Annotated in this window: 19 protein-coding genes; 15 read left to right on the top strand and 4 right to left on the bottom strand. The window is 71.6% G+C overall.

The window, feature by feature from the left end; translation table 11 throughout:
• The first annotated feature begins 519 nt into the window (after window positions 1-519).
• From LQ326_RS05220 to LQ326_RS05210, 3 genes are read left to right on the top strand one after another with little or no spacing between them, the layout of a single operon-like run.
• Window positions 520-1,239 (top strand): hypothetical protein, encoded by a 720-nt coding sequence (locus tag LQ326_RS05220; protein WP_234533096.1) that lies wholly within the window; start codon window positions 520-522, stop codon window positions 1,237-1,239.
• A gap of 55 nt (window positions 1,240-1,294) precedes the next feature.
• Window positions 1,295-2,905: an AbeC-like domain-containing protein gene (locus LQ326_RS05215; protein WP_234533094.1), complete on the top strand. Its 1,611-nt coding sequence runs from the start codon at window positions 1,295-1,297 to the stop codon at window positions 2,903-2,905.
• A 2-nt stretch (window positions 2,906-2,907) separates the two neighbouring features.
• Window positions 2,908-3,600, top strand: coding sequence for a TIR domain-containing protein (locus tag LQ326_RS05210; RefSeq protein ID WP_234533604.1), 693 nt, complete (start codon window positions 2,908-2,910; stop codon window positions 3,598-3,600).
• Between the two features lie 69 nt (window positions 3,601-3,669).
• Here LQ326_RS05210 and LQ326_RS05205 read toward each other — a convergent pair whose 3' ends face one another.
• Window positions 3,670-4,491 (bottom strand): macro domain-containing protein, encoded by an 822-nt coding sequence (locus LQ326_RS05205; RefSeq protein ID WP_234533092.1) that lies wholly within the window; start codon window positions 4,489-4,491, stop codon window positions 3,670-3,672.
• Window positions 4,492-4,749: 258 nt separating this feature from the next.
• On the opposite strand from LQ326_RS05205, the gene LQ326_RS05200 reads away from it, so the two are divergent.
• The 11 genes from LQ326_RS05200 (at window position 4,750) to LQ326_RS05150 (ending at window position 14,523) form a co-directional block, all read left to right on the top strand.
• Window positions 4,750-6,132, top strand: coding sequence for an AfsR/SARP family transcriptional regulator (locus LQ326_RS05200; RefSeq protein WP_234533090.1), 1,383 nt, complete (start codon window positions 4,750-4,752; stop codon window positions 6,130-6,132).
• Between the two features lie 797 nt (window positions 6,133-6,929).
• A complete protein-coding gene (locus LQ326_RS05195; RefSeq protein WP_234533088.1) occupies window positions 6,930-7,178 on the top strand; it encodes an NfeD C-terminal domain-containing protein in 249 nt (82 codons plus the stop codon).
• A gap of 12 nt (window positions 7,179-7,190) precedes the next feature.
• Window positions 7,191-8,381: an SPFH domain-containing protein gene (locus LQ326_RS05190; RefSeq protein WP_234533087.1), complete on the top strand. Its 1,191-nt coding sequence runs from the start codon at window positions 7,191-7,193 to the stop codon at window positions 8,379-8,381.
• Between the two features lie 285 nt (window positions 8,382-8,666).
• Window positions 8,667-9,623: a sigma-70 family RNA polymerase sigma factor gene (locus LQ326_RS05185; protein ID WP_308401851.1), complete on the top strand. Its 957-nt coding sequence runs from the start codon at window positions 8,667-8,669 to the stop codon at window positions 9,621-9,623.
• Between the two features lie 57 nt (window positions 9,624-9,680).
• Window positions 9,681-10,244 (top strand): dihydrofolate reductase family protein, encoded by a 564-nt coding sequence (locus tag LQ326_RS05180; RefSeq protein ID WP_234533074.1) that lies wholly within the window; start codon window positions 9,681-9,683, stop codon window positions 10,242-10,244.
• Window positions 10,241-10,558, top strand: coding sequence for an EthD family reductase (locus LQ326_RS05175; RefSeq protein WP_234533072.1), 318 nt, complete (start codon window positions 10,241-10,243; stop codon window positions 10,556-10,558). Before LQ326_RS05180 ends, LQ326_RS05175 begins: the two co-directional genes overlap by 4 nt.
• Window positions 10,559-10,917: 359 nt before the next feature.
• The gene (locus tag LQ326_RS05170; protein WP_234533070.1) at window positions 10,918-11,139 is read left to right on the top strand and encodes a DUF8825 domain-containing protein; all 222 of its coding nucleotides are present in this window, start codon (window positions 10,918-10,920) and stop codon (window positions 11,137-11,139) included.
• A 58-nt stretch (window positions 11,140-11,197) separates the two neighbouring features.
• Entirely contained in the window at window positions 11,198-11,416 is a 219-nt protein-coding gene (locus tag LQ326_RS05165; RefSeq protein ID WP_234533069.1) for a hypothetical protein, read from the top strand.
• Window positions 11,417-11,849: 433 nt separating this feature from the next.
• Window positions 11,850-12,785 (top strand): slipin family protein, encoded by a 936-nt coding sequence (locus LQ326_RS05160; protein WP_234533066.1) that lies wholly within the window; start codon window positions 11,850-11,852, stop codon window positions 12,783-12,785.
• A 203-nt stretch (window positions 12,786-12,988) separates the two neighbouring features.
• Entirely contained in the window at window positions 12,989-13,495 is a 507-nt protein-coding gene (locus tag LQ326_RS05155; protein ID WP_234533064.1) for a glutathione peroxidase, read from the top strand.
• Between the two features lie 152 nt (window positions 13,496-13,647).
• Window positions 13,648-14,523 (top strand): MerR family transcriptional regulator, encoded by an 876-nt coding sequence (locus LQ326_RS05150; protein ID WP_372496733.1) that lies wholly within the window; start codon window positions 13,648-13,650, stop codon window positions 14,521-14,523.
• Between the two features lie 195 nt (window positions 14,524-14,718).
• On the opposite strand, the gene LQ326_RS05145 is transcribed toward LQ326_RS05150, so the two are convergent.
• From LQ326_RS05145 to LQ326_RS05135, 3 genes are all read right to left on the bottom strand, one after another.
• The gene (locus tag LQ326_RS05145; protein WP_181808939.1) at window positions 14,719-14,910 is read right to left on the bottom strand and encodes a DUF397 domain-containing protein; all 192 of its coding nucleotides are present in this window, start codon (window positions 14,908-14,910) and stop codon (window positions 14,719-14,721) included.
• A 213-nt stretch (window positions 14,911-15,123) separates the two neighbouring features.
• Window positions 15,124-15,981, bottom strand: coding sequence for a helix-turn-helix domain-containing protein (locus LQ326_RS05140; RefSeq protein ID WP_093501737.1), 858 nt, complete (start codon window positions 15,979-15,981; stop codon window positions 15,124-15,126).
• Window positions 15,982-16,276: 295 nt separating this feature from the next.
• Entirely contained in the window at window positions 16,277-17,044 is a 768-nt protein-coding gene (locus LQ326_RS05135; protein ID WP_234533063.1) for a GOLPH3/VPS74 family protein, read from the bottom strand.
• A gap of 177 nt (window positions 17,045-17,221) precedes the next feature.
• On the opposite strand from LQ326_RS05135, the gene LQ326_RS05130 reads away from it, so the two are divergent.
• Window positions 17,222-19,918: a D-alanyl-D-alanine carboxypeptidase gene (locus LQ326_RS05130; RefSeq protein ID WP_234533061.1), complete on the top strand. Its 2,697-nt coding sequence runs from the start codon at window positions 17,222-17,224 to the stop codon at window positions 19,916-19,918.
• The last annotated feature ends 177 nt before the right edge of the window (window positions 19,919-20,095 follow it).

Genomic DNA, 20,095 nt, shown 5'->3' with positions numbered 1-20,095 from the left:
GGAGCTCTCGACCAGCTGCCCGCCGTCGCCGCACTCCCCCACCGCACCGGAGCCGCTCGCGCACCACCCCCGGTGCCCCGGAGCTCCGGCCGCTCGGGGCCGCCTGGAAACAGCAACGCCGCTCCGGCCGCTCGGGGCCGCCTGGAAACAGCAACGCCGCTCCTGCCGGAAGGACCGGGCCGGCGGACCGGCATCGGCCGGTTCCTGAGCCCTCCCCCTCCCCCGGCCCTCACCGCCCGATGTCCCTGACCTGTCTGTGGTTGCCGTGGCCGGATCCGGTGTTGCCACGGGGGCGGGCGGGGAGTTCTCTCATGTCTGGGGCGCAGGCGGCGGATCCGGCGGCCGGGAGGGCCCTGGAGCGGGCCGGAAGCGGATCGGAAGCAGCTCGGTTCTGGTCACGGAAGCGACGGCGCTGGTCGCATCGGAGGCATCAACCTCACTGCCGCGCCCCGTTGTTCACCGTCCGGCCCCGCGGCCGGGGGCGGGTGCGGTGCACTGCCGTGACCGCTGGAGAACCCCATGACCGACCCAGGGCTGACGCCGCACGCCGAGCGTCCCGACCCGCTGTCCGCCCACCGCGCACCACCCTCCTACCGGGCCCCGGGACTGATACCGCCGAACGGCCCCGCCCGCACCTGGGGGCTCGTGGTCATCGCCACGCCCCTGCTGTTGGCCGTGCTCCTGACCCTGATCGGCGGCCTGACCGGTGGGTCGTCCGGGTCGTCGGGATCGTCGGACTCGTCGGGGTCGGGGTTGTCCGGCTCGGGCCTCTTCGGCTCGGGCAGCACGGGCTCGGACAGCGACGGCACGGCCGACCAGCCGGCGTCCCCGGACCCGACGACCGACTCCGCATGGCCGTACGACAACACCGGCACCCCCGAGGCGACCGCGACCGACGACTACACCTACCCGACGGACACCGCCACCGGCACCCCGGACGCGAGCGCGAGCGGCGGACCGGGCGACGTCGTCACCGCCTACTTCGCGGCGATCTCCGCCCACGACTACCAGACCGCCTGGGACCTCGGCGGCAAGAACCTGGACTCCAGCTACGACAGCTTCGTCTCAGGTTACGCCACCACCGCGCAGGACACCGTCGACATCGTGTCCGTGACCGGCACCGAGGTGCAGGTGACCCTCGATGCCCTGCAGACGGACGGCACGACGCGGACGTACGACGCCACCTACACCGTCCAGGACGGCGTGATCACCAGCGGCACGGCGACCCAGACCGGCTGACACCCACCGGGGCGTGCCGCAGGGTGCGCCCGCACGAGCGGAGCGCTGAACCACCATGGCCACACACGTACTCGACCCCCGTCCGCCCGGCCCGGCACCGCAGGAGCCGCCGGGACAGCGTGCCTACGCGCGGACCAGGGCCACCCGGCTGCTGTCCGCGGGCACCTACCTCGATCCCGGCTACCGGCGCGCCGTCATCCGGGAACTGCTCCACCGGCGTTTCCGGGTCGTCGCGCCCTCCTACGGCTACGACGCCGTGTCGGTCCTCGCCCACGCCCTCGCCGCCCGCCGGCTGCGCCGCATCCAGTGGGGGGCCGCGGCCGGCGTGGACTTCGCGGTCTTCCTGCTTCTCACCAACGGGGTGCTCAATCCGTTCCTCGGTGTCGTCCTGCTGTGCTGGGTGCCGTGGGCGGCGGCGTACCTGCGCCGGATCGCCACCCTGCACATCCTGATGACCCGGGTGCGGGAGACCGGCCCGGACGGTGGCTTCGACGGTGCCTGCCCGTCGCACGCGAAGCTGACCGCCGCACTCGCCCGGAAGATCGACCACGAGCAGGCCGGCCGCAGCGGGCTGGTCTTCTACGGCGGCTACCGGCCCTTCGTCGGCGCGGGCCTGCCGCTGCGCGACTGGTCCAACGCGCAGTTGCTGCTCGGCGCCCCGAAGACCCAGATCATGGCACGCAAGAGCGCGGACGGTTCACCGCCCGACCTCGACACCGTCGAGCGCAGGCAGGTCGTCCCGTTCACCGTGCGCGAGATCACCAGCCAGGTCGCCGCCCGGCTCACCGCCGACCTGCGCGACGAGGCCCGCACCGACGAGCGGATCGAGGGGCTGACCGTCGAGCAGCGCCGCTACACCACCGCGATCCGCACCGACGACCGCTCCAAGGGCGCCGGCTGGTCCCAGCTGCCCAGCGTGGACGACCTGCCCGCCATCCACTGGCGGGAGGACTACGACGCGGCCCGCGAATACCTGTGCGTGCGCGTCGGGTCCTGGAACGAGGAGCTGGTGACCTCGGTCTTCGTGGGGTTCGACATCAAGGGCAACACCCTGCACACCGAGTTCTACACCTATGTGCTCGGGCCGCTCGTGGAGGACTACCACCTCGTGGACCAGCTGCCCGCCGCCGTCGACCGGCGGCTGGCGGTGCGGGTGGCGTGGGACATGGGCACGGCCCTGCTGCGCTGGTGGGTGGCGCTGTGGCTGTGGCCGCTGTGGCTGGTCCCGGAGCGGTTCCTGCCGTCGTGGGCGGTCCGGTGGATCCAGCCCTGGCGGGTCTGGAGGGCCAGGCGGGCCACCGCCGCGGTGCTGAAGTCGGACCGGGCGGCGGACACCAGCGAGTTCCGGCTGGGCCGTTACGTCAACCGCTGGCTCAACTGCGGCGCGCTGGCGAGCGTCAGGGAACTGGCCACCAGCGACACGTACCACCACTTCTTCCAGCAGTCCGACGCGGTGAAGTACATGCAGGTCGTCGAGCGCCGGCTGCTGCACAACATCCGCGCGTTCCTCGACGAGCACGACGTGGACCTCGTCGAGCACGACCGCGCGCAGACCAACATCCTGCTGGGCGACAACAGCCAGAACATCCTCGGCGGCGTGAACAGCGGTTTCGGGTACAACTTCCAGCCGCCAGAGGGCGGTTCCTCAGGAAAGGCGGGACAGTGACCATGAGCCAGGGCCACACCTTCGGCGAGAACAGCCAGAACATCCTCGGCGGCCGGAACAGCGGCTTCGGCTACAACGTCCACAACACCCCGCAGCAGGACCAGCGGTCCGCCGAGCAGGAGGCGGCGCGAGCGGCCCAGGCGCGCGCGGAACACGCCCGCGGGCGCAGCGTCTTCGTGGTGCACGGCCGCGACGAGGAGGTCCGCACGGCCATGTTCGGGCTGCTGCGCCGGCTCGACCTGCGCCCGCTGGAATGGGAGCGGCTGGTACGGGCCACCGGGGGGACCGCGCCGTTCCTCGGCGAGGTCATCGAGAAGGCGCTGTCCCAGGCACAGGCGGCGCTCGTGCTGCTCACCCCGGACGACGTCGCCAAGCTCCATCCGCACCTGCTGGGCGACAACGAACCCTCGTACGAGACCCGGCTGACCGGCCAGCCCCGCCAGAACGTGCTGATCGAGCTCGGCATGGCGCTGATGGCCTATCCGGAGCGGACGATCATCGTGGAGGTCGGCCAGGTGCGGCCGGCCGCGGACCTCGGGGGCCGCAACGTGATCCGCTTCGACGGCTCCGAGACCGCCATCTCGAAGATCGTCGAACGGCTCAAGGGCGCCGAGTGCGACCTCGACGACACCCGGCCGGACTGGCGGGACACCTCGCACTTCGAGAATCTGGCGGCCTACCGCCGACTGGCCTGACGCACATCGAGCAAAGGGCGGAGGCCGAGGGACGGGGCGGTGGCCGACATGTGCATGCATACACATGAGCTACCGCTCCGGGCCCGACGCCAACGCGGCCAGGAACGCGGCCAGTTCGCGCATGTCGACGCCGTCCAGTTCCTCGGGCCTTATGATCACGCGCAGTTCACGGCAGATCGCACCCTCCCGGGAGCGGGCCACGAAGGACATCAGGATCAGCCGGAGCAGGCTGTCCCGGTCGAGGTGGCCGAGCCGTGCCAGCCCCGAGCCGACCAAAGGCATGGCCACCGCCTCCAGTTGGGCGTGCGCGCGCAGCGCGTCCCACAGTCCGCCCAGGCCCCGCCACAGATCCTCCACGCCGGAGGCGGCCACGTAGTCGTTGCCGATCCGGCTGTAGGCCACGCCGAACACCAGCCGCGGCCGGGTGCCCAGCACGGCCACCGTGCCGACCGGGTAACGGTCGAGCTTCCCGAGCGGCTTGTCCGCCCGCTCCTCCCGCGCGACCGGCCCGGCCGCGGCGAGCGCCGCGACCAGCTCCGCGTCCAGCCGGCGCACGTCGCCGCCGTAGCGGCGGTCCAGCAGTTGCGCCTGCACGCTGCCGGCGTTGATGAGCCGGCCGCCGGCCGAGAGGGTGTCGAAGGTGTCGCAGAACCCGACGACGAGATGGGCCGGCTGGTCGAACACGTCGCCCGCCTCGACGACCACCGTCATGTCGGGCCGCCGGAACACCTGCCGTACCCGGGTCACCGGACGGGACCGCAGCAGCCCCCAGCCCAGGCAGGCCCCCACCGACAGCCCGACGACGGCGCCCGAGGCGCTGTGCGGCACGAAGGGGCCGACGACCTGGGAGACGGCGGACAGCCCGCCGAACGCCACCATCGTGTCCCGCACGAAGGCCTGCCGGGCGCGCCGCGCGCCCCGCGGCAGCCGCGGGCGCGGAAGAGGGCACGGAAGACCGCGCTGAAGGGCGCGCAGGACGGGGCGGCGCGGAAGGGGGCGGATGATACCGGGCCGGAAGGTGTCCGGAGGCCGTATCGGGTCCAGACCGGCGGGATCACCCGAACTCATGGACTCCCCAGGGCATCATGATAACCTTTCGGTCACTGGATCTGACGCAGAGTGACGTGGAACCGCCGGGGGGCGACGCGGATGGCCGGTGGGAGAGCACGTATCCGGGTGAAGGTGCTGGGCCCGGTCCAGCTCGAAGTCGACGGGGTTCCGGTCCGGCTGACGCCTCTGACGACACGGCTGCTGGTCCGCCTGGTGGCGGCCGCGGGCGAGGCGGTGCCGGTACGGCAGCTGCGCCGCGACGTGTGGGGACTCGCGGACGAGCCCCGCCACCTGGACCAGCGCAACCGCAACGAGGTCCAGAAACGGGTCCTGGAGCTGCGGCGGGCACTGGCCCCCGGCCAGGACAGCGTGGGCACGCAGGTCCTGTGCACCGAGCAGCAGGTCACCGTGCAGGGCCCGGAGACCGCCTACCGTCTGGTGCTGCGGCCCGAGGAACTGGACAGCGCGAGGTTCACCGCCATCGTCGGCGAGGCCCTGCTCGCACCGCCGGCCACCGCCGCGCACCGGCTGGCCGAGGCGCTGTCCCTGGTGCGCGGCCGACCGCTGGCCGAGGTCAACGGCGAGGGGTTCGCGGTGCCTTTCGTACGCCGCCTGACCACCCTCCTGGACACCGCCCGTCGTGAACTGGTCCGCGCGCAGACCGATCTGGGGCGTCCCGAACTCGCCCTGCCGATCGCCGAGTCGATCGTCCACGAGCATCCGGACGACGCCGAGGCCGCGCGTGTCCTCGACGAGCTGCGCGCGGAGCTGCGCGCCCGGCACGGGGCCGAACTGCTCCGGCACCGGGTGCCGTTGCCCGGCCAGCGGGCGGATGTGGTGCTGGTGCGCGGTGACTTGTTCGACCAGGTGGACGCCAACCTGGTGATCGGGTTCTCCGACACCTTCGACACGGAGTCCGCCGAGGATCTGGTGATCAGCCGCGAGAGCCTGCAGAGCCAGCTCGTCGACCGGCTGTTCGCCGGGCGGCGCCGCCTGCTGGACGACCGGCTGCGGGCGGGGCTGCGCACGGTGAAGGCGGTGGGCACCGAGACCGTACGGACCAAGCCGCTGGGCCGGCGGGTCCGTTACCCGGTGGGCACGACCGTGATGGTGCCGGTCGACGGCCGGCGGGTGTTCGCCACGGCCTATTCGCGACTCGGCAACGACCTGGTGGCCAGGTCCAACCACGCCGACCTGCGGCTGAGCCTGGAGAACCTGTGGGCCTCGGTGGCGGTGCACGGCCTGTTCAAGCCGGTCGCCGTCCCGCTGATCGGCTCCGGGCTGGCCCGGATCACCGACCTGGACCGGGGCCAGCTGGCCGCCCTGATCGTGGACTCGTTCATCGAGGCCTGCCGCCGCCACCCCGCCCTGACCCCCGAGCTCCGGATCGTCATCCTGCCCCAGGAACTGGCCCGGACCGACCTGGCCCCGGTCGAGCAGCGCTTCGCCGACCTGGTGCTCGGGCTGCGCGCGGCGGACTGACGACGGACCGGCCCCCGAACCCGACCAGGAACCCGACGACGGACCGGGCCCCGGACCACCCCCCGGACCCGACCACGGACCGAACCCCAGACCAGCCCCCGAACCCGACCACGGACCGAACCCCAGACCAGACCCCAGACCCCACCGCGAACCCGACGACGGACCGAACCCCGGACCCGACCGCGAACCCGACCACGGACCGAACCCCGAACCCGACCACGAACCCGACGACGAAGGCGAGGCCGGGCGGAGGCCCGGACGTGTCCCCCGGGCCGGCGGGCTGCTCCGCATCTGACTGTTCCCCCTTCGCGGCACCACCCCGCCGACCGCGTCTCGCGCCGCGTCGCCCGGCCTCACCGCCGTCCACGACACCACCCCGCCCGCTTCCGCGGGCACCCGCCAACCGCTTCCGATCCGATTCCGACCTGCTCCCGCAGATGCCCGCAGATGCCCGCCGATACCCCGCCGCCGGCCGCCGATACCGCCGATACCCGCAGGTGAGACGTGACGGCTCCGCCACGTCTCACCTGCGGGTCACTCCATACGGGCAGTGCACCGCGCCCCTCGTGCGAGCAATTACGCATAGCCTGGAGGCATTTACGCCGTATCTGCCTTCATGTCGCCCGGCATCTCGCGGATCGGAGCGGCGCGCCGGGGGACTCCCGCACCGACCGCCTCCCGCGTGGCTCTTTCCGGAACCTCCCGCTCCGCAGGACGGTCCTCCCCGGCCGTTGGGTCCCGCGCGGAACAGGTCTATCGTCGGAATCGTGAGGCCAGGATGAGGAGGACGGCCGGTGATGCCGCAGGACGAGGCCGTGATCGGCCGCACGGGGAAGGTGCTCATCGGAACGCGCGGTGCCCTCGGCCCCGGCGAAGTCCTCGTACGGGTCAGAGGCGGCTCGGAGACGTTCCTCGCCTGGTCGGAGGAGCCCCTGCCCGTCGGCGCGACGGTGCTCGTGATCGAATCACGGGGATGCCGTGAGGTAAGCGTCATCGAGTGGGTGGATCCATTGGACGCGCTCGGCGACAGCGCCGAGGCCGGCTGAGGAGTAACAGGAATGTTCGGATACCGCGTACCCGCTCCCGACGAGGCGATGCTGATCTCGGGGGGCAGGCGGGGACTGGGGGGCGCGCCGTTCCGAGTGGTCACGGGGCACGGGAAGTTCGTGGTGCCGGTCTTCCGGAAGGTCCGGTTCCTCACACTGTCCATGTGTGAGTCCGAGGTCACCGAGACCTGTGTGACCAGGCAGGGCATCGCGCTGCACGTGCGCGCGGTCATCGCCTTCAAGGTCGGCAACGACCAGGAAAGCATCATCAACGCGGGCCAGCGGTTCCTCTCCGACCAGGAGCAGATGTCGGTGCTCACCGGCCGGATCTTCGCCGGGCACCTGCGGGCCATCATCGGCTCGATGACGGTCGAGGAGATCGTCACCGAGCGGCAGAAGCTCGCCGCCGAGGTGCTGGACACCTCAAAGACGGAGATGGCGAAGATCGGCCTGATCGTCGACTCACTGCAGATTCAGTCCATCGACGACGGCGACACCGGCTACATCGACGCGATGTCCGCCCCGCACAAGGCTGCCATCCAGCGGCAGGCCCAGATCGCCCAGGCCCAGGCCACGCAGGCCTCGGTCGAGGCGGAGCAGGCGGCGGCCCGCAAGCAGGCCGAGTACGCCCGCCAGACCGCCATCGTCAAGGCCGAGTACTCGGCCGAGGTGGACCGTGCCCAGGCACAGGCGGCGCAGGCCGGACCGCTGGCACAGGCGCACGCCCAGCAGGAGGTGCTCGACGCCCAGACGGAGCTGGCCCAGCGCCAGGCCAAGCTGCGCCAGCAGCAGCTGGTCGCCGAGGTCGTGAAGCCCGCCGAGGCCGAGGCCGAGCGGGTCAGGATCCTCGCCGCCGCCGAGGCGCAGCGGATGAAGATCCAGGCGGAGGCGGCCGCGTCGTACGACCGGGTGGCGCTCGACCGGATGCTGATCGACCAGCTCCCGCAGATCGTCAAGGAGGCCGCCGGCGGCCTCGCCGGGGCCAACGTCAACGTGCTCAACGGCGCGGACGGACTCGGCGAGATCGCCGCCGGCCTGGTCTCCCAGGGCCTGACGATCCTCGACTCGGTCCGGCAGAACCTGGGCGGCCAGGACTCCGACGGCCGCCGCTCCGGGGAGAGCGAGAGCAACGGCAGCGGCCTGCTCCAGCTGCCCGCCAACAAGGGCCGGAAGTCGGACGACGGTCCGGTGGACGTCGACTAGTCCGGCGCCCCTGAGCACCACCGTCGCCGACCGGCGCGTTCGCCCTTGCGGGGTGGGCGCGCCGGTCGCGTTGTGGCAGGGGTGTGGCCCCCGGTGCCACCGGTGACCTCGGTCGTCAGGTGGCCCCGCGCCCGGCGGAGTGGACGAGGCCGGCGGGCAGCGAGGATGTGCAGTCGGCCCGTCCGGGGATCGATGGACGGCCCAAGCCGGGCCTGTCCTCTGGTGCGGGGTGCTCAGGCCTGGCGGATTCTGTCGAAGCTCCGTCCCGGGTCGCGCGAGGCCGGTGTGCGGCATGATGATCCGGTGGATTTCGAGCCGTACCGGAGTGAGTTGGTGGCGTACTGCTACCGGATGCTGGGCTCGTTCCACGAGGCCGAGGATCTGGTGCAGGAGACTCTGCTGCGCGCCTGGAAAGCCCGCGACCGGTACGACCCGGCGCGCGCCTCGGTGCGGACCTGGCTGTACCGGATCGCGGCCAACGTGTGTCTGACCGCGCTGGAGGGACGCGGACGGCGTCCGCTGCCGTCCGGGCTGGGGGCGCCGAGCGACGATCCCGGAGCGCCGCTGGTACCCGCGCTCGACGTGCCCTGGCTGGAGCCGTTCCCCGACGCGCGGTTCGACGTGGAGGTCAGGGCCGATCTGCGGCTCGCGTGGGTGGCGGCGGTGCAGGTCCTGCCGGCGCGGCAGCGGGCGGTGCTGGTGCTGCGCGAGGTGCTGGCATTCACCGCCGCCGAGGTGGCCGAGCAGTTGGGGACCACGGTCGCGGCGGTCAACAGTGCGCTGCAGCGCGCCCGTGCCGCTCTGGCCGGCGTGGGCGACGCCGGTGCGGTCACCGAGCCGGACGATCCCGAGGTGCGGGCGGTCGTCCAACGGTACATGCAGGCGTTCGAGGCGGCGGACGTACCCGCTTTGGTGCGGCTGCTGGCCGACGACGCGGTGCTGGAGATGCCGCCGGTGCCGCTGTGGTACCGGGGCGGCCGGGACTACGGACGGTTCATGGAGCGGGTGTTCACGATGCGTGGCACGGGCTGGCGCGTGCGGGAGCTGACCGCCAACGGGCAGCCCGCGCTCGCCGCGTACGCGCCGGAACCCGGCGGCGGGCACCGGTTGCACACTCTGCAGGTCTTCACCGTCGCCGACGGCCGTATCGCGCACAACGTGGTGTTCGCCGATCCGCGCGTCTTCGACGCCTTCGAGCTGCCGCGCGGGATTCCCGCAGGCGAGTTCCGCCGGGAGCGATGAGCCGGGGCGGTGCGGCCGGTACGTACCGGTGAGCACCCGACCGAAGGGAATCTCATCGTGAGTGTCATCGTCATCGAGTTCATCACCCTGGACGGGATCGTGTCCGACCCGGACGGATCCGCCGGCACGCCGCTGGGCGGCTGGGCCTTCCGGCACGGCCCGGAGGCCGTCGCCGGGGACAAGTTCCGGCTCGGCCGCGCGCTGGACGACGGCGTGCTGCTGCTCGGGCGTGCCACCTGGCAGCTGTTCTCCCGCCTGTGGCCCGGTCGCGACGACCCGTTCGCCGCACGGATGAACACCGTGCCGAAGCTGGTCGCCTCCCGCACCCTGACACACCCCGACACGCTGGTATGGGGGAACTCCCAGGTCCTTGACGGCGACCTGGTCGATGCCGTCAAGCGTGAGCGGCGGGACGTGGTGGTCACCGGGAGCCTGAGCGTCGTGGACCGGCTGAGGGCCGCGGACCTGGTCGACGAGTACCGGCTGCTGGCCTTCCCCACCGTCCTCGGCACCGGTCGGCGGCTCTTCCCGACCGACGGCCCCCGCGCCGAGCTGGAGTACCTGGCCGTCGAGCAGGTCGGTGCCGCCGTCCTCACCCGCTACCGGAAGGCGGCTCGATGACCGCCCGCTTCATCGCCCTGTACGAGACACCCGCGGACTCCGCGGCATTCGACCGGCACTACCACGACGTCCACATCCCGCTCGTACGCCGCCTGCCGGGGCTGCGCCGCTACACGATCGGCCGCGACCTGGTCGCCGTCCGCGGCGGCGCGCCCTACCACCTGGTCGCCGAGCTGGAGTGGGACACGATGGACGGCCTGCGCGCCGCGTTCGCCTCACCCCAGGGACGCGCCACCGCGGCCGATGCGGCGCACCTGCAGGAACTCGCCCCGGTCCGCAGCATGACCTTCACCGTGGGCGAGAGCGTGCTGTAGGCGACCGCCACCCGTATACGCAACGAACTCGCCGGGCTCAGCCCGCTCGGATCGTCCGCGTCGGCGCCGGCGAAGACGCCCGCTCCCCCGAGCGGTGCGAAGTGACCAGCTACCCGTACTCGGACGAGTCGACGCACCCCGTCAGCTTCGGGGACGAGCCGAGTCCGTATGTGCCGTGGTCACCTCGTGGCCTCGGCCACGGTCTGCTCGGGGAGGAGGGCGAGGAGCTGTTTCGTCTGGCCGGGCAGTGGGGGTGGTTCTGCGCTCACAGACCACCTCGGGGCCGACTGCCGATCGCCGTCACACCATCGCCCCGGCTCGGATGGACTCAAAAATCGAACACATGATTGAATTCGGCCATGCGATCGTTTCCCGCGGACCTGGCCCGGGCGCAGCAGGAGTGGAGCGCCACCTACCGGGAGCTCGCCGAGCGGCCCGGGCGTACCGAGTTGCGCCGGCGGCTGTACCGGCTGTCGGCTGAGGTGTTCTTCCATGCCTACTGGCAGGAACGCCGCCCGGCCCCGGCCGCGTGGTGGGAGCTGCGGGGCCTGGGGCGGCGGTCGGACGGGGCAGGAAGCTGAGGGGGCTCGGATGGCGGGCTGGAGTGCGGGACCGTACGTCCAGGATGATCCTGAAGGCATGTCCGGACCGATACGGGTGATCGTGCATCCGCCGTCGCCGACAGGCGGCCGTCGTGTGCGCGTGGACGGGGAGATCCTCGGGCTCGCGCACAACGTGACCGACGTCGCCGAGTTCCTTCGCCGGGCCGGGTTGGAGATCGACCCGGCGGATGTCGCGGCGGCGCCGTGGATCGACTGGCGGGGCGGCGGGCCGGAGCGGTGGGGGCCGGACGCGTGACGGGAAACGCGCGAGGCCCGTCCGGTGTGGACGGGCCTCGGGATGGAGCGCCGGGCAGGCCTTGCACCTGCATTTCCCCGCAGGAAGCGGGGCGTCTTTCCTTGGACCACCAACGCAGCACCAGCCACCGTCAGTTACGGCGACCAGCTCTGGAATGATCATATCCCATACGGGCGGGGCGGCGCAGCCCGCGCCGGGGCCGGCACCACGGTCGCGCTGCCAGGAACCTCGTCCGGGCGCCACGTCCAGGCGCCGCGTCCAGCGCCACGGTCCCCCGCGTCCGGCGCCGTCCGGCGACCCTGTCCCGGCTCCCCGGGTACTGGTTTTCTTTACGCACTCCTAACGCGGTATCCGCATCCCCGGAGGGCCGGAAAGTGTCCTCATCCTTGTCCGGCTTCTTGTCCGGATCACGTCGAGAATGGAGTGTGTGCCCATGGACGGCGCCGTTGTAGGGGTCGTACTGGCGGTCGTGCTGGTCCTGCTCGTGCTGCGCAGCGGGATGCGGGTGGTCAACCAGGTCGAACGTGGGGTCGTGTTCCGCCTGGGCAAGGCGCTGCCGGACTTCCGGCGGCCGGGGATCACCTTCCTCATCCCCTTCGCCGACCGGATGCGCAAGGTGAACGTCCAGGTGGTCACCATGCCGGTGCCCACGCAGGAGGGCATCACCAAGGACAACGTGTCGGTGAAGGTGGACGCCGTCGTCTACTTCCGGGTCACCGACCCGGTCCGCGCGGCCATCGAGGTGCAGGACTACATCTTCGCCGTCGGCCAGGTCGCCCAGTCCTCGCTCCGTTCCATCATCGGCAAGAGCGACCTGGACGACCTGCTGACCGACCGGGAGCGGCTGCACGAGGGGCTCGCCCTGATGATCGACAGCCCGGCCGCGGAGTGGGGCATCCACATCGACCGCGTCGAGATCAAGGACGTACAGCTCCCGGAGTCGCTGAAGCGGTCCATGTCCCGGCAGGCGGAGGCCGAGCGGGAGCGGCGGGCCCGGGTCATCACGGCAGACGGTGAGTTCCAGGCCGCGCAGCAGCTCGCCAACGCGTCCCGGATCATGGCGGAGACCCCGGAGGCGATGCAGCTGCGCCTCCTGCAGACGGTCGTGGAGGTCGCCGCCGAGAAGAACTCCACCCTCGTCATGCCCTTCCCGGTGGAGCTGCTGCGCTACTTCGAGCGGGCGACCAAGCGGCTCGACCAGGAGGTCGAGAAGAACGAGCGGGAGCTGGACGGGCCGGCCGGGCCGGACGCGCTCAGGGCCGGGATCGAGCAGATCGCCGCCGTCGCCGACAAGTTCGGGCCGACGGCGGAGCTCACGGCGCCGAGGGAACCGGCAGCGGAGCCGTCCGCTCCCGTCGAGCAGCAGTAGCCGGCGTCGGCGTCACGGCGAGTGACGCGAACGCCAGGAGCGTCAGCACGGCGGCGGGCGAGGCGAGTTGGGACACCGAGCCCGCCGGCGTGGCACCCACCCCCTGCGCGACCCTGCCGGTGGCGTGCCACAGGGCCTGGCCTGTGAGGTCGTCGGGGGTGTGGGACACCCGGGCCGCCACCTGACGGAGTTAGCATCCGTCCATGACGACTGCTGAGAACAACAGGTCCGTGCTCGACGTGGAGATCGGTGCGCTGCAGGGCGGCCCGGCCGGCCTGCCGGGCTACGACGGCAAGGCCGTGCTCATTGTCAACGTGGCCTCCAAGTGCGGTCTGACGCCGCAGTACACGGGCCTGGAGAAGCTCCAGGAGCGGTACGCGGCGCAGGGCTTCACCGTGCTCGGGGTGCCGTGCAACCAGTTCATGGGCCAGGAGCCCGGCAGCGCCGAGGAGATCGCCGAGTTCTGCTCGGCGACCTACGGCGTGACCTTCCCGATGACCGAGAAGGTCGAGGTGAACGGGGAGGGGCGGCATCCGCTCTACGACCGTCTGGTCGGATTCGCCGACGGCGAGGGGCACACCGGGGACATCCGCTGGAACTTCGAGAAGTTCCTGATCGGCCGCGACGGGCAGGTCGTCGCCCGGTTCGCGCCGCAGACCGAGCCGGAGTCGGCGGAGGTCGTGGCGGCGGTCGAGGCCGCCCTCGCCTGAGCCGGAGCCCTGAGCCTGAGCCTGAGCCAGGACCGGGCCTGAGCCAGGCCCCGGGCTGCGGCCCCGGGCCCGCTTGACCTTGCCCCTGGGGCAGGGACGAGCCTCCTCGTCGCCGGGTGGAACGGATCCGCCCGGCGACGGAGGATGTGGCCGTGGAGGACGCCGTGGACGAGGAACTGCTCACGATCGGCGCGTTCGCCGCGCGGTCCCGGCTCTCGGCGAAGGCCCTGCGCCGCTACGACCGGCTCGGGCTGCTGGCCCCGGCGCACGTCGACGAGGTGACCGGCTACCGCTACTACCGCGCCGGTCAGACCGAGCGCGCCCGGCTGGTGGCGCTGCTGCGCCAGCTGGACATGCCGCTGGCCCGTATCGCCGAGGTGGTCGAGGCGTCGGAGGCGGCGGACGGTGACACCGCCGCCGGGCTGCTGGCCGCCTACTGGGCGGACGTCGAGGCGCGGGTCGCCGGGCAGCGGACGCTCGCCGCATACCTCCGTGGACGGCTGTCCGGAGGGAGTTCGCAGATGTACGAGACGTTCACGGTGGAGACGGTCGAGGTGCCGGCGCAGGTGGTGATCACCGAGACGCGGCACACGCTGGCGAACGAGCTGCCGGCCTGGATCGGCGCCGCGCTGGGCCGTCTGGAGGCGGCGGCCCGGGAGTGCGGGGGTGTGGCCGGGGCGCCGTTCGTCGTGTACCACGCCGAGGTGTCCGCGGAGAGCGACGGACCGGCCGAGGCCTGTGTGCCGGTGACGGACGAGGCCGCGGCCCGGGCCTGGGCCGAGCGGCACGGGCGGGCCTGGGAGACGGCGGTGCGTGTCGAGCCGGCGCGCACGCTGGCGTACACACGGATCAGCAAGGCGCAGGTGGCGCATCCGCAGATTCTGGCGGCCTTCGAGGCGGTGGAGCGGTGGATCGCCGGGCGGGCGGACCTGGCGTACGACGGGCCGTGCCGTGAGGTCTACTTCGCGGACTGGGACGCGGCCGGGCCGGGGGACCCGGTGTGCGATGTCGCGTTCCCCGTGCGGTGAGGTGCGTCGGGAGTGCGATACGCGTCGGCCGGGGCATGGGCCGGCCAGCCATGGACCGGTGGGCCATGGGCCGGTGGGACGGGCACAAGCCGAGCCCCCTCGGCAAGGACGGCGAGCTGGTCGAGAGGGCTCCGGGTGATGCTTGTGCAGATGTTTTCGTCGGGAGCGTGAAGCGGTGGGTCAGCGAATGCCCCCCTACGCCTTGACGGAGTTCACGAAGGTGTTCCAGGCCTCGGCCGGGAACGCGAGGACCGGGCCCTCCTCGACCTTGGAGTCGCGTACGGCGAGTCCCGCGGTCGTCGGCGACTTGACCTCGACGCACGCCCCGTTCCCTGCGGAATAGGAGGACTTCGTCCACGTCTCCGTGGCGCCCTGAAGCAGTGCCATGTCCACTCCTGTAGCGAGTTGCTGTGGTGCTTGCTGTCGTGCGGATCACGCCAACCTTTCTGACCGGTTGGCGTGATCGACGCTACTAGCCAACTTCCTCGCCTGGAGCACCCGTTCACTCGTCCGGATGGCATATTCCAAAGGTGACTTCCATGGGAGCGCTACGCCGGTGTACGATCTCGCGCTCTCCGTCCGGGAGGGCACCCGGCGGGCTCAGCGGGCGTACTCCTTCGCCGCGTCGGCGATGAACTGCCGGGACTGCTCGACGTTCAGCGACTGGGCGCGCAGGTGCTCGTACATCACGGCGTACTTCTGGACGTCGTGGGCCTTCTCCAGGTAGAGGTCGCTGGTCACGCCCTCCAGGTAGACGACGCTGGAGTCGGCCGCGTCGGCGAACTCCAGGATGGCGTACTGGCCGTTGAGGCCGGGATGGGCGCCGCACTCGAAGGGCAGCACCTGGACGGTGATGTGCGGCTGCTGGGACATCTCGATGAGGTATTCCAGCTGCTCGCGCATGACGAGCCTGCTGCCGACGAGCCGGCGCAGCGCGGCCTCGTCGAGCACCACCCACAGCCGAAGGGGGTTGTGTTCGGCGGTGATGCGTTCCTGTCGCCGCATCCGGACCTGCACCCGCTTCTCGATGTCGGCGGCGGAGGTCTCCGGCAACGCGCCCTGCACCAGGGCCTCGGCGTACGCCCGGGTCTGCAGCAGTCCGGTGACCAGCTGGGGCTCGTACACCCGCAGCGACTCGGCGTCCGTCTCCAGGCCGATGTAGACGCTGTACGGAATGTCGCCGAACGCATGCCACCAGCCTTGCTGACGCGAATCCCTGGCCATCTCCATCAGGGACTCGACGACCCGCTGGTCCTCGACCTCGTACACCCCGCACAGGTCGCGGACATCGCGCTGGCTGATGCTCCGGCGCCCGTTCTCCAGCCGGCTGATCTTCGACTGGGAAACGAGCAACCGCTCCGCCACCTCCTCCGCTGTCATGCCCTTGAGCTCGCGGAGCCTGCGCAGCTCCTGGCCCAGCCGGCGTCGCCTGACGGTGGGATTGACATTGGACGCCACGGGACGTGCACCTCCGGCTGCCTGCGTACAACTACCACTTTGCGTATCTGCTGTTGAGCAGATTGCCACCAAGGGGCTTTCTACCGCTGGAAAACAGCGGATATGCAGCGCGTACGCGCCAGTTCGGGCGCGTTCCGGATGCGGCGGGGCGCAGGGGGACGAACACAGCCGAGCGGGGTGGCGAGGCGCGTACCGTGCGCCTCGCCACCCCGCTCGGACCAGCGGCTCCCGAACCGGGTCTCAGAGGTCCTGCGTTGCCGGCTGCCGCCGGCTCCCGCCGCCGTGGAACTGCGGCTCAGTGCACGACGGCACGCGCCATCGCGCCCGCGCCTCGGCGCGGTTGCATCGGAACACCGCGAGCGGGTTCCGGTGCGGCGGCCCTGGCGCCTGGTCCGGCCTGCCGGCCGGCCGGGGCGGCCGGGTTGCGGCGTGGCTGTGCGGCCGCGCCGTTCTGCACGTCCATGACGGCGTGGGCCACGAGCCCGCCCATCGGGTCGTGCCGGATCAGGTCCCGCAGCCGGGAACGCGAGGAGCGGCCCTCGTTCCCCGGGTACAGATGCTTGCCGAGACCGACCGCGTGGGCCAGGGCGGCGAGCGCCGCGGTCCGCGGGTCCGGCGGTACGCCGGTGCGGATCGCCGAGTCCAGCCGGCCACGGATCTCCCGGGTGACGGAGTTGTCCGTCGCCTGGTAGCGAGTGGTCGGCAGCACCCCGCACATCTGACCGGCGACGGCGGCGACCATGCCGCACCGTTCCAGATGCGCGAGATAGATCTGGCGAAGGCCGAGACGCGGCCCGCCGATCCAGTGAACAGCCCGTACGGGAGCGCCGCGCCTTCGCAGCAACTCCAACGCACAGTCCAAAGTCGGATCTCCAGTCGGCCGTGGCTGCACCACGGCGATACGATCCCCGTCTGGGGCTATCCGTCCGGCCAGCGCCAGCTCTACTAGCTGTGCTCCGGCCAGACCGAGGTCGAGCGACTGCGGCTGTGCAGTGGTACCCGTGGCCGGGTCCAGTGCCAGCAGCAGAAGCTCCTCCGGAAGTGTTCTGCGGCTCCTGCCCATCCATGCCTCCCCGCGTGGATGAATGACAGGGTGACCCCTCTCACATTGGTCTGTCGAGGGTGCGTGACCGGTTCGTAAGGGAACCGGTAGGTATGTCGTTCTCGTCTACCGCAGGGGCTAAGCCCGCACACAGGACACTGGTACATGGTTCGGACAGCGCACGGCAACGTGCGAAGCGTGGAGGAGGCATCGGTGGCGGGCGAGTCCCCCGACAGGTCGAAGCAGCGCGAGTCGTCGGCAGAACCGACGTCGGGGAAAGCGGGAACGGTTCCCGAAACACGCGACCCGCGACTGGCGGTGGCCGCCGACAAGGAGACCGCCGGCGGCGTGGACACCGCGACCCGGGTCTTCTCGGTACGGGACCTGAACACGGCCGACGAGCCCGACAAGGGCGACGAGACCGACAAGGACGGCAAGGGTGACACGGGGCTCCGCGACGCGGCGGCGACGTGGGTCCGCACGGGTGACGACGCCGGGGAGGCCGCCCAGGCGGCCTCCGACGCGGCCACGGAGGCCGAGGAGGGCCCTGAGGCGCCCGCGGACGCCAAGGACCGCCAGGAGGCCCCGGAGAAGCCCGCCAAGCCCGTTACGACGCCTGAGGCAACGACCGGGACCGAGGACACCCCGGCGGCCCCCAAGGCCCCTGCCGAGCCCGAAGGCGTCGCCCCCCAGGGCGAGTCGGCGACCGCCGACGAACCCCAGGACGCCAAGCCGAAGGCGACGGCCGAACCCGAGGACGCCAAGCCCGCGGCCAAGCCGGCCACCACCGACGAACCCGAGGAAGCCAGGCCCGGCAGCGAGTCGAAGGCCGCCGCCAAGAGTCAAGGCGCCGCGCCCGACAGCGAATCGGCGACCGCCGACGAACCCGAGGACGCCAAGCCGGAGACGGCGGGTGAGCCCGAGGACGCCAAGCCCGGCAGCGAGTCGAAGGCCGCCACCGAGGCTCAAGGCGCCGCACCCGAGGGCGAATCGGCGACCGCCGACGAACCCGAGGACGCCAAGCCGGAGGCGGCTGATCCCGAAGATGCCAAGCCGGAGACGGCAGCCGAACCCGAAGACGCCAAACCCAACCCGGCAGCCACGCCCGAGGACGCCAAGCCGGAGACGGCGGGTGAGCCCGAGGACGCCAAGCCCGGTGGTAAGCCGAAGTGGGCGGTCGCGGGGCGGGACGCCAAGTCGGGGGCGGACGGCGGGGGTTCTGGATCCGGCGACGACGGTGGCGCGGACGCCGACGGCGAGGAGGCACCGAAGGGGCCACCCGCGGCTGACAACGATGGCCGCACGGGTGGTGCGGGTGGGAAACCGGACGGCGGCGAAGGCGAAGCCGAGGCGGCCGTCGACCAGCCCACCACCATGCTCAAGGCCCCCCGCCCCCCACAGGTCGACCAGCCCACCACCACGCTCAAGCTGGGCCCGAAGACCCCGAAGTCCCCGAAGACCCCGGCGGCCGACGCCGAGCGCACCAGCAGGTTCGTCGCGCTCAAGTCGGACATAAAGCAGGGTCCGAAGCCCGAAACCGCCTCCACCACCCGCACCACCGTCCTCCCGCAGGTCGGCCCCGAGCGCACCACCCAGCAGCCGCTTCCCCCGAAGCCCCCGCTGGACCTGCTCGCCGAGCTGACCAACACGCCCCCGCCGCCGGAGACCCCGGTCAGGACCCTCTTCCGCCGGGTCAAGATCTGGACGCCGCTCGTCATCGTCCTGCTGATCGTCTTTGCGGTCGTACAGACTCTGCGCCCGCTCCCCCAGCCCACCCTCGACCTCACCGCGAAGGACACGTACACCTTCGGCGGCGGCAAGGTGGACATCCCCTGGCCGGCCGACGGCCAGGCCGCCCTCGACGTGCAGGGCATCGGCACGTTCGGCTCCTCCGGTGCCCGGAAGGCGGTGCCGATCGCGAGCGTCGCCAAGGTGATGACCGCGTACATCATCCTGCGCGACCATCCCCTGAAGAGCGGCGCCGCCGGTCCGAAGATCAAGATCGACCAGGCGGCCCAGGACCAGGCGAACGCCGGCCAGGAGTCGACCGTCGACGTGACGGCCGGTGACTCGATCACCCAGCGCGAGGCCCTGGAGTCCATCCTGATCGCCTCGGCCAACAACGTGGCCCGCCTGCTGGCCCGGTGGGACGCCGGCTCCGAGAAGTCGTTCGTGGCGAAGATGAACGCCACCGCGAAGAAGCTCGGCATGACCGACACGACGTACACGGACCCGTCGGGGCTCACGAACTCCACGGTGTCCACCGCCGTGGACCAGGTGAAGCTGGCGAAGGCCGCCATGGCGAGCGAGCCGGCCTTCCGCGAGGTCGCCGCGATGATGTCGTACGACGACTACAAGGGCGTCAACCACGGCAACTGGAACCAGCTGGTCGGTCACAACAACGTCGTCGGCATCAAGACCGGCACCACCACCTCCGCCCTGGGCAACCTGGTCTTCGCCGCGAAGAAGACGGTCGGCGGCCAGACCCGCACGATCATCGGCGCGGTGCTGCGGCAGCCGGCCAGCGCCGCCTCGGACAACAGCATCCTCACCGCCGCCCTCAACGGCGGCGACAAGCTGATCCGGGCCGCCCAGGGCGCGCTGGTGTCGGCGACGATCTACAAGAAGGGCGACGTCGTCGGGTACGTGGACGACGGGCTCGGCGGCCGTACCCCGGTGGTGGCGACCGAGGACGTCACCGCCGCCGGCTGGTCCGGGCTGAAGGTGAAGCTGTCCTTCCAGGCGGACGACGTGCCGCACACCGCGAAGGCGGGCACCAAGGTCGGCACCCTCACCGTGGGTGACGGTTCCGGTTCCGCCGTCCGGGTTCCGGTCGCCCTGCAGAAGGACCTGGCCGAGCCCGGGTTCACGAGCAGGCTGACCCGCCTCGGCTGACCCATAACCGGCATTCCGTCACCGCACCCCGCTGATGGCGCCCCACCCAGGGGCCCCGCGGCGGGGTGCGTGCTAGCGTCACGAATCGGGGCAGGTCGCCGGTCGCCGGGACACGGCCGCGAACTGGACGGAAAGCGGCCGCCAACACCGTGGAACACGGCCGAGAACAGAAGACGG

This window comes from Streptomyces shenzhenensis, assembly GCF_021462265.1.
Lineage (GTDB): Bacteria > Actinomycetota > Actinomycetes > Streptomycetales > Streptomycetaceae > Streptomyces > Streptomyces shenzhenensis.
This window is presented reverse-complemented; position numbering and strand designations above follow the sequence as displayed.

Excerpts from the sequence above, each read along its gene's own strand:
- LQ326_RS05170 (WP_234533070.1), top strand. The coding sequence starts at position 10,918 with ATGCGATCGTTTCCCGCGGACCTGGCCCGGGCGCAGCAGGAGTGGAGC.
- LQ326_RS05135 (WP_234533063.1), bottom strand. The coding sequence starts at position 17,044 with ATGGGCAGGAGCCGCAGAACACTTCCGGAGGAGCTTCTGCTGCTGGCA.
- LQ326_RS05210 (WP_234533604.1), top strand. The coding sequence starts at position 2,908 with ATGAGCCAGGGCCACACCTTCGGCGAGAACAGCCAGAACATCCTCGGC.
- LQ326_RS05155 (WP_234533064.1), top strand. The coding sequence starts at position 12,989 with ATGACGACTGCTGAGAACAACAGGTCCGTGCTCGACGTGGAGATCGGT.
- LQ326_RS05145 (WP_181808939.1), bottom strand. The coding sequence starts at position 14,910 with ATGGCACTGCTTCAGGGCGCCACGGAGACGTGGACGAAGTCCTCCTAT.
- LQ326_RS05165 (WP_234533069.1), top strand. The coding sequence starts at position 11,198 with ATGTCCGGACCGATACGGGTGATCGTGCATCCGCCGTCGCCGACAGGC.
- LQ326_RS05175 (WP_234533072.1), top strand. The coding sequence starts at position 10,241 with ATGACCGCCCGCTTCATCGCCCTGTACGAGACACCCGCGGACTCCGCG.
- LQ326_RS05200 (WP_234533090.1), top strand. The coding sequence starts at position 4,750 with ATGGCCGGTGGGAGAGCACGTATCCGGGTGAAGGTGCTGGGCCCGGTC.
- LQ326_RS05195 (WP_234533088.1), top strand. The coding sequence starts at position 6,930 with ATGCCGCAGGACGAGGCCGTGATCGGCCGCACGGGGAAGGTGCTCATC.
- LQ326_RS05215 (WP_234533094.1), top strand. The coding sequence starts at position 1,295 with ATGGCCACACACGTACTCGACCCCCGTCCGCCCGGCCCGGCACCGCAG.
- LQ326_RS05190 (WP_234533087.1), top strand. The coding sequence starts at position 7,191 with ATGTTCGGATACCGCGTACCCGCTCCCGACGAGGCGATGCTGATCTCG.
- LQ326_RS05220 (WP_234533096.1), top strand. The coding sequence starts at position 520 with ATGACCGACCCAGGGCTGACGCCGCACGCCGAGCGTCCCGACCCGCTG.
- LQ326_RS05160 (WP_234533066.1), top strand. The coding sequence starts at position 11,850 with ATGGACGGCGCCGTTGTAGGGGTCGTACTGGCGGTCGTGCTGGTCCTG.